General features: G+C 66.2%; 14 protein-coding genes. 9 read left to right on the top strand and 5 right to left on the bottom strand.

What is annotated here, in order from left to right:
- Nucleotides 1-2: 2 nt before the first annotated feature.
- The 4 genes from DFR67_RS10095 to DFR67_RS10080 all read right to left on the bottom strand — a co-directional run bounded on the left by DFR67_RS10095 (nucleotide 3) and on the right by DFR67_RS10080 (nucleotide 3579).
- Nucleotides 3-2234: a heavy metal translocating P-type ATPase gene (locus tag DFR67_RS10095; protein ID WP_110469395.1), complete on the bottom strand. Its 2232-nt coding sequence runs from the start codon at nucleotides 2232-2234 to the stop codon at nucleotides 3-5.
- Nucleotides 2235-2238: 4 nt separating this feature from the next.
- Nucleotides 2239-2442 carry a heavy-metal-associated domain-containing protein gene (locus tag DFR67_RS10090; RefSeq protein WP_110469394.1) on the bottom strand — a complete coding sequence of 68 codons (204 nt, stop codon included), beginning with the start codon at nucleotides 2440-2442 and terminating at the stop codon, nucleotides 2239-2241.
- Between the two features lie 16 nt (nucleotides 2443-2458).
- Complete coding sequence (locus DFR67_RS10085; RefSeq protein WP_110469550.1) at nucleotides 2459-2767, bottom strand: metal-sensitive transcriptional regulator; 309 nt, start codon at nucleotides 2765-2767, stop codon at nucleotides 2459-2461.
- A gap of 98 nt (nucleotides 2768-2865) precedes the next feature.
- Nucleotides 2866-3579: a hypothetical protein gene (locus DFR67_RS10080; RefSeq protein ID WP_146240415.1), complete on the bottom strand. Its 714-nt coding sequence runs from the start codon at nucleotides 3577-3579 to the stop codon at nucleotides 2866-2868.
- Nucleotides 3580-3639: 60 nt separating this feature from the next.
- On the opposite strand from DFR67_RS10080, the gene DFR67_RS10075 reads away from it, so the two are divergent.
- The 3 genes from DFR67_RS10075 (at nucleotide 3640) to nadB (ending at nucleotide 6083) form a co-directional block, all read left to right on the top strand.
- Complete coding sequence (locus DFR67_RS10075; protein WP_110469392.1) at nucleotides 3640-3999, top strand: VOC family protein; 360 nt, start codon at nucleotides 3640-3642, stop codon at nucleotides 3997-3999.
- Between the two features lie 62 nt (nucleotides 4000-4061).
- Nucleotides 4062-4547 carry a winged helix-turn-helix transcriptional regulator gene (locus tag DFR67_RS10070; RefSeq protein WP_110469391.1) on the top strand — a complete coding sequence of 162 codons (486 nt, stop codon included), beginning with the start codon at nucleotides 4062-4064 and terminating at the stop codon, nucleotides 4545-4547.
- Between the two features lie 18 nt (nucleotides 4548-4565).
- Nucleotides 4566-6083 carry an L-aspartate oxidase gene (gene nadB / locus DFR67_RS10065; protein ID WP_110469390.1) on the top strand — a complete coding sequence of 506 codons (1518 nt, stop codon included), beginning with the start codon at nucleotides 4566-4568 and terminating at the stop codon, nucleotides 6081-6083.
- Here the strand turns inward: nadB and DFR67_RS10060 are convergent.
- The gene (locus tag DFR67_RS10060) at nucleotides 6080-7192 is read right to left on the bottom strand and encodes a TDT family transporter (protein WP_110469549.1); all 1113 of its coding nucleotides are present in this window, start codon (nucleotides 7190-7192) and stop codon (nucleotides 6080-6082) included. The two genes, nadB and DFR67_RS10060, sit on opposite strands and share 4 nt — an antisense overlap.
- An 84-nt stretch (nucleotides 7193-7276) precedes the next feature.
- Between DFR67_RS10060 and DFR67_RS10055 the strand changes: the two genes are divergently transcribed.
- From DFR67_RS10055 to DFR67_RS10030, 6 genes are read left to right on the top strand one after another with little or no spacing between them, the layout of a single operon-like run.
- The gene (locus DFR67_RS10055; protein ID WP_110469389.1) at nucleotides 7277-8182 is read left to right on the top strand and encodes a LysR family transcriptional regulator; all 906 of its coding nucleotides are present in this window, start codon (nucleotides 7277-7279) and stop codon (nucleotides 8180-8182) included.
- Nucleotides 8179-8964, top strand: a complete 786-nt coding sequence (locus DFR67_RS10050; RefSeq protein WP_110469388.1) for an alpha/beta fold hydrolase — start codon at nucleotides 8179-8181, stop codon at nucleotides 8962-8964. The genes DFR67_RS10055 and DFR67_RS10050 overlap by 4 nt, the downstream gene beginning before the upstream one ends.
- A 51-nt stretch (nucleotides 8965-9015) precedes the next feature.
- Entirely contained in the window at nucleotides 9016-9939 is a 924-nt protein-coding gene (locus tag DFR67_RS10045) for a metal ABC transporter substrate-binding protein (RefSeq protein ID WP_110469387.1), read from the top strand.
- A 22-nt stretch (nucleotides 9940-9961) separates the two neighbouring features.
- Entirely contained in the window at nucleotides 9962-10735 is a 774-nt protein-coding gene (locus DFR67_RS10040) for a metal ABC transporter ATP-binding protein (RefSeq protein ID WP_110469386.1), read from the top strand.
- Between the two features lie 22 nt (nucleotides 10736-10757).
- Nucleotides 10758-11633 carry a metal ABC transporter permease gene (locus DFR67_RS10035; RefSeq protein ID WP_110469385.1) on the top strand — a complete coding sequence of 292 codons (876 nt, stop codon included), beginning with the start codon at nucleotides 10758-10760 and terminating at the stop codon, nucleotides 11631-11633.
- A 29-nt stretch (nucleotides 11634-11662) separates the two neighbouring features.
- Nucleotides 11663-13537, top strand: coding sequence for a propionyl-CoA synthetase (locus tag DFR67_RS10030; RefSeq protein ID WP_110469384.1), 1875 nt, complete (start codon nucleotides 11663-11665; stop codon nucleotides 13535-13537).
- Nucleotides 13538-13646: the final 109 nt, after the last annotated feature.

Raw genomic sequence — 13646 nt, 5'->3', positions numbered from 1 at the left:
GGTCACCGAAAACGGCGCAGTCGCAGACTGTTACCGACCACGAACACCGACGACAGTGCCATGGCGGCGCCGGCGATCATGGGGCTCAGCAGGCCGGCCGCCGCCAGTGGGATGGCCGCCACGTTGTACCCGAAAGCCCAGAACAAGTTGCCCTTGATTGTCCGGAGCGTTGCTCGCGACAGCCGGATCGCATCACCGGCCGCACGAAGATCCCCGCGGACCAGCGTGATGTCGCTCGCCTCGATGGCGGCATCGGTACCGGTGCCCATCGCGAGTCCGAGGTCGGCTTGCGCCAGAGCGGCGGCATCGTTGACGCCATCACCGACCATGGCGACCGTCTTGCCCTCGGACTGCAGTCGTTTGACCACGTCCACCTTGTCGGTGGGCAGGACCCCCGCGATCACGGTGTCGATACCGACCTGCGCGGCGACAGTGGCGGCGACCGTTTCGTGATCGCCGGTGAGGAGCACCGGCGTCAGACCGAGCGCTGTCAGCTCGGCGACGGCCTGTTTCGACGTCGGCTTCACCTCGTCGGACACAACCACCACGCCCCGAACCAGCTTGTCCCAGCCCACGACCACCGCGATGTGGCCTGCCGCCCCCGCGCGATCCAGCGCGGCGTCGAGCTCCGGCGGCAACTCGAATCCACCGTCCATCAACAACTGCGGTCGTCCGACCACCACCTCGGTGTCGCCGACCGTGGCAGTCACCCCGAGGCCTGCGGTGTTGGAGAATTCCGCCACCGGTTGCAGGGTGCCGACACGGCTACGAGCCCCGTCGGCGATCGCCCGCGCGATGGGATGTTCGGATGCATTCTCGACGGCACCGGCCATCGCGAGAACGTGGTCGGCGTTGTCGCCGTCGGCCACGGTCACGCCGCTCACAACCATCTGGCCGGTGGTCACCGTGCCGGTCTTGTCGAGCACGACGGTATCGACCTGCCGAGTGGACTCGAGTACCTCCGGGCCCTTGATCAGCACACCCATCGTCGCGCCGCGACCGGTACCTACCATCAGCGCGGTCGGCGTGGCCAAGCCCAGCGCGCACGGACAGGCGATGATCAGCACGGCGACCGCCGCGGTGAAGGCCTCCGTCGCCCCGTATCCGAGCAGGAGCCAGACCGCGAGGGTGGCGAGCGCGAGCGCGATGACGATGGGTACGAACACACCGGAGATCCGGTCGGCGAGGCGCTGTACTTTCGCCTTGCCCGTCTGCGCCTGCTCGACCAGACGCGCCATCTGAGCAAGCTGTGTGTCGGCACCGATCCGCCCGGCCCGCACCACCACTCGTCCGCCCGCGTTGACCGTCGCACCGACCACACTGTCGCCGGGGTTGACCTCGACCGGGACGGATTCGCCCGTCAGCATCGAGGCATCCACCGCCGAACTCCCGCTCTCGATCACCCCGTCGGTGGCGATTCGCTCGCCCGGTCGCACGACGAATAGATCCCCCACTGCGAGTTTCTCGATGGGGACCAGTTTCTCGACACCGTCGACGAGCAGCGTCACTTCTTTCGCACCGAGACCCAGCAGGGTCCGCAGCGCGGCACCGGCCCGCCGCTTGGACCGCATCTCGAAATAGCGACCGGCGAGGATGAAGGTGGTGACGCCGGCGGCCGCTTCGAGGTAGATGTTGGCGGTTCCATCGGTGCTGCCCATATCCATTGCGCCGTGGGCTGTCTGCGGATCACCCGCAGGCCCGAAGAACAGGGCGTACAGCGACCATCCGAGTGCGGCGATGGTGCCGACCGATACCAGGGTGTCCATGGTCGCGGCACCGTGCCGCAGATTGATGGCAGCGGCTCGATGGAACTGCCAGCCGCCCCACACCACCACCGGCGCTGCAAGGGTCAGAGACAGCCACTGCCAGTTGTCGAACTGCAGCGCCGGGATCATCGCCATGGCGATCACCGGGATCGACAGTGCCGCACTTACCAGTGTGCGGTGCCGAAGTGCGTGCAGTTCGGTGTCTTTCGCGTTCTCGCCCGGGGACTCTTCGTCGGAGGTTGTCGCCGGAGGCGTGGCCGAATAGCCGGCCGCCTCGACCGTGGCGATGAGGTCGGCGGTGTCGATGGGGTCGGCGTATCGAACACTGGCCTTCTCGGTCGCGTAGTTGACCGTCGCCTCGACTCCGTCGAGTTTGTTCAGTTTGCGTTCGATCCGGTTCGCGCACGACGCGCACGTCATGCCGCCGATCTCGAGGTCTATGTGCGCCTGGGGCGTTGCAGTCGCCATGAAGTCACGCCAACCGGTATCCGGCCTCGGCGACCGCGGCCTCGACCTGTTCGCGCGCAACGGGTTCCGTGGCGTGGACACTCAGGCCGCCCGATGCCAGGTCGACCTCGACCCGATCGACTCCGGGCAGCTCGCCGACCTCTTCGGTGACCGACGCGACGCAGTGCTGGCAGGTCATCCCCACCACAGTGTAGGTATCTGTACTCATCTGGAGACTTCCCTTTCTAGGAACGGACCAGCCGGGCAATCGCCTCGGTGGCCTCTTTGACTTTCGCCTGACCGGCCTCGTCGCTCTCGCGGGCGGCGTCGATCACGCAATGGGACATGTGCTCTTCGAGAAGACCAAGGCTGACCGCCTGCAGCGCCTTGGTCATCGCCGACACCTGGGTGAGGATGTCGATGCAGTACTTCTCGTCCTCGACCATCCGCTGGAGTCCCCGGGCCTGCCCCTCGATACGGCGCAGACGCTTGAGGTAGTCATCCTTGCGGTGGATGTAACCGTGGTGCTCGTGTTCTGAATGTTCGTCGGACATCATCGCTCCCTCGTTGGCCTTCTGCGATTTACCATACCCCCCTATGGTATTTATCGCCAGAGACGTCCGCCACAAGGAGCCGCGCGGTGGGTCTGGGATCAGGATCGGTCGGTGTCGTCGCGATGACGAATGGCCCGGGCCAACTCGGCCAGGGCTTCTGCGACCGTGAGCAGTGCCTCGTCGACGGTGGGCACGGCTTCGGACGGCCTCTCGGCGGCCCGTCGGCGCGTGCGCCTCGTCCCGGGGGCACTCGGCGAGACGATCTGCGGTGTCCGGGCGTCAGACATCTGCTGTGCGTCGTCGAGATGCCTCGATCGTCGACCGGTGCCCACCTGTTCTCCGCCAGGCTCGGGATCGGACACCGGGTTGGGTTCGGACGCGGGTTGCCGGCGCGGCGAGGGCGCTGTGGACTCCCGGGCGGTTGCGACCGATCCACCTCTGCCGGACCCGTTGCGACTGACGGTGGTCTCCGGTTCGTACCGGGTTCCGAACGTGAGTGTGGACGAGGTGGGTACGAACCTGTGGGGTCCGCCGTGGTCGGCGAAGAGCGCACATGCGGAGTCGGCGCCGTCCGTACCGGGGCAGGGGGACAGCTCGATCAGGCGGTGGCCCGACACCTCGTCGACCCACTGCAGCCACGCCCGACGCCCGGTCACCGGCTTCGCACCGGCATCACTGCCATGGAGCCCGCGGTGACCCGACTCCAGCCGGCATCGCTGTACCCAGCCGTTGTCGGGCGCGTCGCCGAACGCTGCGTGGGTATCGGCGGCAGCAATCACCGTCGACCAACACGCATCGAATTCACCTGGCACGGGTACATCTTGTCCTGGCAGGGCTCCGGTGGCGAGTCGACACACGAGTGAGGAGTACTGATGATCGGTTTCGTGAATGCAATTGCACTTGACGGTCCGAATCCGGAGGAGTTGGCCCGTTTCTACCAGCAACTGCTCGGTGGAGAACTCGACACCAGTCAATCCGATTGGGTCGAGCTCGACTGCGGTCTGGGCAAGGCGAAACTGACGTTCCAACCCTCCACCAGTTACGTGCCACCGACGTTCCCGGATCCGCATGGCAGCCAGCAATTCCATCTCGATGTCCAGGTCTCCGATTTCGAGACCGCCGAACCCCAGGTGCTCGAGCTCGGCGCGACGAAGGTCGAAGGGCAGGAGCACGAGGAATTCCGCGTCTACCTCGATCCCGTCGGTCATCCCTTCTGCCTCGTCCTGAGCTGACCGCCCTGTCCTGACTGCGGCCCCCTGTCTGACTGCTGTCACCCCTAGCCAGGACGGGTAAGATGGTCGGCATGGTTGCAGTACTCGACGACAAGTTGGCTGATCTCGACCGCTGGGTCCCCGGCGATCGGTGTTCGATCGTGCGCGCACTCGACGTCGTGGGCACCAAGACGGCGATGCTGATCATGCGCGAGGCGATGTACGGCACCACGCGTTTCGACGGCTTTGCACGACGGGTCGGCGTCAGCGACGCCGTCGCCGCCGCAAGGCTCAAGGCCCTCGTCGCCGAGGGCTTGCTCGAGAAGTCGCCCTACCAGGAGCCCGGCCAGCGGACCCGCTTCGAGTATCGACTCACCGAGAAGGGTGCCGACCTGGTCCCGGTCCTGTTCGGGCTGATGCAGTGGGGTGACAAGTACTGCCAGCCCACGGGCAAGCCACTCGCCATGGTGTCCGACAAGACCGGCGCACCGGTCCAGGTGACGATGTCCACCCCCGACGGCGTCGAGGTGCCGCTCGACGAGCTACGGATATCACTGGTCAAACGCTGACCGATAGACTTTCCACCCATGGTTGCCGACGCCGCGCTGCGTGCTGATCTCGTGGTGGTCGGCGCCGGTGTCGCCGGACTCACCGCGGCGGTGAGGGCAGCCGAGGCCGGTATGTCCGTCGTCGTCCTCAACAAGGGACGCGGTTGGCGTCCGGACGACCTGGACCCTGGAACCGCGACGTACTTCGCCCAGGGCGGTATCGCGGTGGTCGAGCCCGACAACGACGAGGATTCGGTGGCGCTGCACACCCGCGACACCGTGGTCGCCGGCGCCGGACTGACCGACGAGGTGGCGACCGCCTCGATTCTCGGGGACGGTTTCGCAGCGGTCTCGACCCTCATCGACTGGGGTGCCCGGTTCGACCGCGGCTCCGATGGCCGGTTCCTGCGCACCCGAGAAGGCGGACACAGCGTCCGGCGGGTCATCCATGCAGGCGGAGATGCCACCGGCGCGCAAGTGCAACGCTCACTCGCCACCCGCGCACTCTCACACGCGCGGATCCGGGTGATCGACGAGTCCCATGCGCAGCAGGTGTTACTGTCCGCCGACGGCACCGCGGTGGGTGTACGCATCGGTTCCGGCGACGGTCACACCTCCGACATTCTCGCGCCGACGACCGTTCTCGCCACGGGCGGCGCCGGCCACATGTATCGGGCCACCACCAACCCCCTGGGGTCCACCGGGGACGGCATCGCGCTCGCTTACTCAGCCGGAGCGGCTGTGGCGGACATGGAATTCATCCAGTTCCATCCCACGATGCTCTACCGGTCAGGGGTTCGCGGGCGGCGCACCCTGATCACCGAGGCGCTGCGCGGCGAAGGGGCGATCCTCGTCGACGTCGACGGTCATTCGGTCACCGACGGCGTCCATCCGCTCGGCGACCTCGCTCCCCGTGACGTGGTCGCACACGCGGTGACCACCGCGATGGCCAGGACGGGCGCCGAGCATGTGTACCTCGACGCGCGGCACATCAGCGACTTCGCCCGCCGGTTCCCCACTGTCACCGCAGGTGTCGCCGTGATCGGTGTCGATCCGTCGACCGACCTCATCCCCGTGGTCCCCGGCGCCCACTATCTATGTGGCGGAATCGTCACCGATGCCGCGGGCGCCACGTCGATACCGGGTCTCTATGCCGCGGGTGAGGTGGCCCGCACCGGTCTGCACGGCGCGAATCGCCTGGCGTCCAACAGTTTGCTCGAGGGGTTGGTCATGGGCCGCCGCGTCGCCGACGCGGCGATCGGCCGGAAGGGCGGTGCGGCCCCCTCCAACGGACCCGTGGCAGCCACCGAACTGCCCATCGCGCCGCGTGGTGACCTGCAGAATCAGATGTCCGACCACGCCGCGCTCAGTCGCGACCACATCGGGTTGAGCAGCCTGGCCGAGTACCTGCAGTCGGCACCACGGCGTCGACCCCGCACGGCCACCGATCACGAAGACGCCGCACTCACCGTCACAGCACTGCTGGTGGTGCATGCGGCGTTGGCCCGCAAAGAATCTCGCGGCTGCCATCACCGGACGGATGAGCCGGGAGCCTAGACCGAGACCACGCGCACCTCGGTGCGGGTGTTCCGCTCGAACGCTGGTGCTGCAGTGTCGGAACGCATCTGGCAGACCGATGGGTTCATCTTCATCCGCCCGGCCAACATCGCCAGGCTCCGTGACGCCACGGTGCCCCACGCCAGCAGCAGCAGTACGTACAAGGACCCTGCGGTGACCTGCAACAGTCCGGAATCGGTCGCGAATGCAAGGGCTGCAGATCCGGTGACGCAGGTTCCCACCGGGAAGGTGAAGCTCCACCAGGCGGCGGTGAAACCCATTCCACGCCGGGCATTGTGCACAGTGATCGACACCGCCAGCAGGAAGACGAAGACGGCAAAACCCGACATCACGAGTCCGTAGCCGATCCCGAGAATGTGCAGTCCAGCGGCGATCGGCGCCTCCCGGCCCTCGAACACGAGCGCCGCATTGTTACCCAACAGCACTGCAGCGGTGATGGATTGGCCGATCATCCCGAGCATTATCCATACGGTCGGAGCCACGTTCACCGACGGCAGCCCCTGGTGAACCAGGCGTGAGTACACCATCCCGATGGTCAAGAACCCGACGATGAGGCTCAGACCGAACATGCCGTAACAGGTAGCCAGGACCCCGAGGCGCAGTTGCCCCGCCGAGATGTGTCCGATCAGGAGTGACCCGGTGGCCGCCGAGACCATTGGCGGGACCACCGGCATCAGCCAACTGGGCATCGCACCCGACTCCGCGCTCTGGGAGCCGGTGATCATGCGGAAGGGAATCCATACGGCGGTGAAGAGACCGACCGCGGTGCCGGCCAGCCAGAGCAGCCCGCCGACCCACACCGCGATGTGATCACCGAGGAACTGGGGACCGAGCTCGATGGTGCCGGCGCCGACTGTCAACAGCGCCATCGCAGGCGCCCCATAGAAGTGGGCCATTGTCGGGTCGCCTGCGTGCTCGGTGGGGCCTGCGCGCAGGAACAGGATCGTCGTGATCACCAATCCCACCGACGCGAGTAGCCAGAATCCGGTGGTGACAACCGACAGTCCCGGAAGGTCCGAGTGCAGGGCGACCCCGGAGGTGGCAACGATGCCCGTACCCATGATTGCGGCAAACCAGTTCGGCGTCATGAGATCCATCGTGCGGGCGACGACGTCCCGCCGGTAGACGACTTGTCCTTGTCATGTCACAAGCGCTACTTGTACCCTGCGCTGATGGTGTTGCCCGCACGCGTTCCCGACCTGTCCGCCCTCGACGTGGTGGTGTCGGTGGCCCGCAGCGGGAGTATGAGCGCCGCGGCCCGGGAGCAGAATCTGAGCCAGCAGGCGATCAGCTCCCGCGTCCACGCCACCGAACGCGAGCTCGGCGTCGTGCTCTTCCGCCGCTCACCCTCGGGTACAGAACTGACCACCGAGGGTGTCGCCGTGCTGGAGTGGGCCGCGGGCCTGCTCGATGCCGCCGAAAAATTCTCGGCCGGAATCGAGTCCCTACTCGGCAACAAACGGGCTTCACTCACCGTCGCGGCGTCCATGACGATCGCCGAGTACCTGATCCCGTCGTGGGCGCTGAACTTGCGCCGGCTGTATCCCGAGGCCCGGATCAGTGTGCGACCTATGAACTCCGCAGACGTGGCGCGCGAGGTCCTGGCCCGGACCGTCGACCTCGGTTTCATCGAGGGTCCCCACGTGGAGCCGCGGCTCGACAGCCTGACCATCGGCGGCGACGAGCTCGTGGTGGTCACCCGGCCCGAGCATCCCTGGGCCACCGGCACACGCGCCATCAGCGGCGACGAACTGGCGCGCACCCCGCTGGTGCAACGCGAACCGGGCTCGGGTACCCGGATCACGTTCGAAGACGCCTTCGGTGAGGTCGCCGATCCTCTCCTCGAATTGACCTCGGTCGCTGCGGTCAAGGCCGCCGTCCTCGGTTCCGACGCACCGGCGGTCCTGTCGAGCCTGTCCGTGATGCCCGAACTGGCGGACGGCAGGCTGGTGCGGATCTCGGTGACCGGCGTCCGGATGCCCCGCAGACTCCGCGCAGTGTGGGATCGCAGCGGTGGTCTACACGGTCCGGCAAGAGATCTGGTGCAGCTGGCCACCCAGGACGGACAGCAGCGATGAGCGGTGCGATTCGCCACTCGACCGTGCGCGGCGCCCGGCTCGCGTGGACCGAGTCCGGGTCGGGACCACCCGTCGTCTGGGCCCACGGCCTCACCGCCTGCGCGACCGGACGACAGCCTCCGGGTCCGTTCGACTGGTCCGCGCTCGACGTCGATCACCGCATCCTGCGCTATGACGCACGCGCACACGGCAATTCGACCGGGGATGCCGCACCCGAGCAGTACACCTGGCCCGAACTCGCCCTCGACCTGCTCGCACTCCTCGACGACATGACCGGCACTGAGCAGGTCTCCGGCATCGGGGCGTCCATGGGAACCGCGACCCTGCTGTACGCCGCGATCGCTCAACCGGACCGATTCCGGCGGCTGGTGCTCGCGACCCCGCCGACTGCAGGCCAGACGCGCGCCCGGCACGGCGCCGCCTATCAGGACGGAGCTGCACTGATCGAGCGCGAGGGCATGGCCGCGTTCGAGGCCACGGCCGGACCGCTGCCGTCGGTGTTGACGGGAATCGTGCAGTCGCCGTCTCCTCCGGCCGTCTCCGAGTCCCTGTTGCCGTCGGTGTTGCGCGGCGCGGCGCGCTCTGACCTGCCTTCTGCTGATGCCCTCGCCGCCATCGATGTGCCGGTGTTGGTGCTCGCGTGGTCCGGCGACCCCGGCCATCCGCTGTCGACGGCCAGGTCACTGGCGACAACCATTCCTGGTGCCCGACTCGAGACCGCAGACACACCTTCACAGTTGCGGCGCTGGCCCGAGGTCGTCGCCGCGTTTCTACGTGATTGATCCGTGTGTCTGAACTTGAAAGTTCGGGTAGCCGAACTCTAAGATGAGCAAATGCGAACAGCAGTTGTACGCAGCGGCGCGATCGTGCTGGTCGCTGTATGTGTACTGACGTTGAGCGCCTGCGTCGGCAAACGCGATCGCAACGACTCCCGACTGACCGTCCTTACCACCTTCACAGTGCTGCAAAACATCGTCGCCGCTGTCGCAGGCGACAAGGTCAGGGTCGAATCGGTGACGAAGGCCGGCGCGGAAATCCACGGATACGAGCCGACCCCCGGCGACCTTCGCCGCGCCGCCGACGCAGACCTCATCATCGACAACGGACTCAACCTCGAAGCATGGTTCAAACAGTTCGTCGATCGCCTCGACGCGGAGCACATCGTTGCCAGCGAAGGCGTCACCCCGATCCCGATCAGCGACGACGCCGGGGCGGGCAAGCCCAACCCCCACGCCTGGATGTCGCCTCTCAACGTTCAGATCTACGTCGACAACATCGAGGCCGCACTCAGTGAGCTCGATCCCGAACACGACCGGGAATACAGGAAGAACGCCGACACCTACAAGGCCGAGCTCCAGCAGGTGCACGATCGGATGGTCGCCGAACTCGCAGCCATCCCGCAGCAGCGGCGGGCGCTGGTCACCTGCGAGGGCGCGTTCTCCTATCTCACCCGCGACACCGGGATGAGCGAGAAGTTCATCTGGCCGGTGAACGCCGAGCAGCAAGGCACCTCGAGGCAACTGCAATCGACCATCGATTTCGTGCGCGCCAACAACATCCGGGCGGTGTTCTGCGAATCGACGGTCAGCGACGCCGTGATGAGGCAGGTCGAACGCGCGACCGACGCCGTGTTCGGCGGCACGTTGTACGTCGATTCACTCTCGGAGTCCGACGGACCCGTACCCACCTACCTCGACCTGATCCGGCACGATTCCGACACGATCGTCAAGGCGCTCACCGAAGGCGGAACCCAATGATCCTCACCGGAGGTGGACACCGATGAAGCCGTTGTCCAGCGCGTCGTCCGACCTGTCTCCACCGGCCATCTCGGTCAAGGACGTCAGCGTCTACTACGGCGACGTGCACGCCCTCGAACACGTGGACCTCGACATCGCGCCGGGCCGGATCTGCGGACTCATCGGCATGAACGGTTCGGGCAAATCCACGCTGTTCAAATCGATCATGGGCCTGGTCAAGCCGGACGCCGGCACGGTGTCCATCTCCGGCGGCACCCCCGCGCAGGCACGCAGCAACGGCCTCATCTCGTATGTCCCCCAATCCGAGGACGTCGACTGGACGTTCCCGATCTCGGTGCGCGAGGTCGCGATGACCGGCCGATACGGCCACCAGAACTTCATGCGACGGCCCCGCAAGGCGGACAAGGAAGCCGTCGCACACGCGCTCGAACAGGTCGAGCTGACCGATCTCGCGGACCGGCAGATCGGCAGGCTATCCGGCGGTCAGCGCAAACGGGCATTCGTCGCGCGAGGTATAGCCCAGGACGCGGACGTGCTGCTGCTCGACGAACCGTTCGCCGGCGTGGACAAGAAGTCGGAGGCGACCATCATCCGACTGCTGATTTCACTGGCGGCAGAAGGCAAGACCATCTTGATCTCCACCCACGATCTCGGTTCCCTCGGAACCTTCTGCGACGAGGCGGTCCTGCTGATGCGAACGGTTCTCATGCACGATCTCCCCGGAGAGGTGCTGCGTCCCCGAGTCCTCGCCCGAGCCTTCGGGATGGACGTGCTCGACGGACAGGTGGTCCCGTGATCCTCGACCGACAGGGCGTCTCATGATCCTCGACTGGTGGCTCGACCCTCTTGCCGAGGATTTCATGGTCAACATGCTCCTCGCGACGACCATTGCCGCGGCGGTCTGCGCGATGATCAGTTGCTGGATCGTGCTGATCGGCTGGTCGCTGATGGGCGACGCCGTCTCACATGCAGTGCTGCCGGGCGTCGTCCTCGCCTACATCTTCGGAGCGCCGTTCGCAGTGGGTGCGTTGATATTCGGGCTCGGTGCGGTGCTGCTGATCGGCGTTGTCCGCGACACCAGCCGCGTGAAAGAGGATGCCGCGATCGGGATCGTCTTCAGCACGCTGTTCGCCTTCGGTCTGGTGCTGATCTCGATCACGCCCAGCCAGACCGACCTCAACCACATCCTGTTCGGCAACGTCCTCGGCGTGTCCGAAGCCGACCTGTGGCAGATCATCATCCTGGCCGTGGTGGCAGTTGTCGTGCTGACCCTCAAACGTCGCGACCTGACCCTGTTCGCGTTCGACCCCACACATGCTCACGCGATCGGGTTGTCACCGCGCCGCCTCGGAGCCCTCCTGCTCGGTCTACTCGCACTGACTTGCGTTGTGGCGCTGCAGATCGTCGGTGTCGTACTCGTTGTCGCAATGCTGATCATCCCGGGCGCATCGGCGTACCTGCTCACCGATCGCTTCAACCGCATGCTCGTCATCGCGCCGATCCTGGCCTGTTCCTGCGCCGTCCTCGGCATCTACTATGCGTACTACCTGGACGTTGCGCCCGGCGCGATGGTGGTGCTCGCCCAGGGACTGGCCTTCGCGGTCATCTATTTGTTCGCGCCGCGCCAGGGTGTGTTGATCAAAGCGGTCAACCGGGCACAGCGACGACGCTCCACGGCCCTCGCTGCGTCGTAGAGTGCAGATGTCGCGAGAGGTGGCAGACGATGGTGTCGTACACGGAGGCTTTCAACCGCAGCGTCGATGATCCCGACGCCTTCTGGATGGAGGCTGCGGACGCCGTCGACTGGTATGTACCACCGACGATCGCGCTGGGTATCGGTGATGGTGGCTACCAGTGGTTTCCCGACGCCGAGCTCAACACCAGCCACAACGCTCTCGACCGCCACGTGCAGGCCGGGCACGGCGATCGGCCGGCGCTGATCTGGGATTCGGCGATGGTCGGAACCACCCGGACGTATACCTACTCCGAACTTCTCGGCGAGGTCGCCCGCTTTGCCGGTGTGCTGCGAGATCGCGGGATCGCGGCCGGAGACCGGGTCATCGTCTACATGCCGATGATCCCGGAGGCGGCCATCGCGATGCTTGCGTGCGCCCGGATAGGCGCCGTGCACTCGGTGGTGTTCGGCGGATTCGCCGGTCGCGAGCTGGCCACCCGTATCGACGATGCACAGCCCGTCGCCCTCGTGACCGCTTCGGGCGGACTGGAACCAGGTCGCACCGTGGAATATCTGCCGATGGTCGCGAAGGCACTGGAACTCTCCACCCACCCGCCGGCGACGGTCATCGTGAAGAACCGCGCCGAGGTCGCGGGCAGTTCCGCCGACCACGACGGCTGGTTCGACTGGGACGACCTGGCGACCGATGTCGTTGCCGCAGATCCCGTTCCGGTGGCCGCCACCGATCCGCTCTACATCCTCTACACATCGGGGACCACCGGTAAGCCGAAGGGGGTCGTCCGCGACAACGGCGGACACGCGGTCGCGCTGACGTGGTCGATGCGCAATCTGTACAACATCTCCGCGGGCGATGTCTGGTGGACCGCATCCGACGTCGGATGGGTCGTCGGGCATTCCTACATCGTTTATGGTCCCCTGCTCGCCGGCGCCACGACCGTGCTCTACGAAGGCAAACCGGTCGGCACACCGGACGCCGGGGCATTCTGGCGCGTGATCGCCGAACACCGGGTCCGGGCACTGTTCACCGCCCCCACCGCGATTCGGGCGATCCGCAAGAAGGACCCCGACGCCACGCTTCTCGCCGAGCACGACATCTCGTCGCTGCAGACCCTGTTCGCCGCCGGTGAGCGACTCGACCCCGATACGTACTCGTGGGCGACGAAGGTCCTCGGTGTGCCCGTGGTCGACCACTGGTGGCAGACCGAGACCGGCTGGGCGATCGCCGCCAATCTCCTGGGTCTCGAACCGATGCCACTCAAGCCCGGTTCCGCAACGGTTCCGGTTCCCGGCTTCCGGGTGCAGATCGTCGACGCTGCGGGCGAGCAGGTCGCGACAGGCGCCGAAGGCAACATCGTCATCAAGTTGCCCTTGCCACCCGGCACGCTCATCGGGCTCTGGAACGACGACGAGCGCTTCAAGGCCTCGTACCTGAAGACCTTTCCCGGCTACTACCTGACCGGCGACTCCGGCTACATCGACGATGACGGCTACGTGTTCGTGCTCGGCCGCTCCGACGATGTGATCAACGTTGCCGGTCATCGGCTTTCGACCGGCAGCATCGAGGCCGTGGTCGCGGCGCATCCCGCTGTCGCCGAATGTGCCGTGATCGGGATCCACGACGAGCTCAAGGGACAGCGACCGAGTGGGTATGTGGTCCTGAAGGAGGGCGTCGACATCGACCCGGACACGCTGCGGTCCGAGCTGGTGACCATGGTTCGCGACGAGATCGGCGCGGTGGCGACCTTCCGCGACGTCACTGTGGTCAACGGTCTGCCCAAGACCCGGTCGGGCAAGATCCTGCGTAAGACCATGCGGCAGATCGCCGACCACGAGGACTACACGGTGCCGTCGACGATCGAGGATGTTGCCGTTCTCGATGCCTTGAAGTCGCAGCTCGGCTGACCGATCTTGGTGGGTTCTGGCGAGAATAACCGCAGGTCGGGCCCGCCAGAACCCACCACTTCCGGAATTTGCAGGGGTGCAAGTTTGCATGACTGCAACTTTGCTATGG

The sequence above is a fragment of the Williamsia limnetica genome, from assembly GCF_003217475.1.
Classification (GTDB): Bacteria; Actinomycetota; Actinomycetes; order Mycobacteriales; family Mycobacteriaceae; genus Williamsia; species Williamsia limnetica.
The sequence above is the reverse complement of the archived record's forward strand: the minus strand, read 5'-3'. Positions and strand labels throughout refer to the sequence as shown.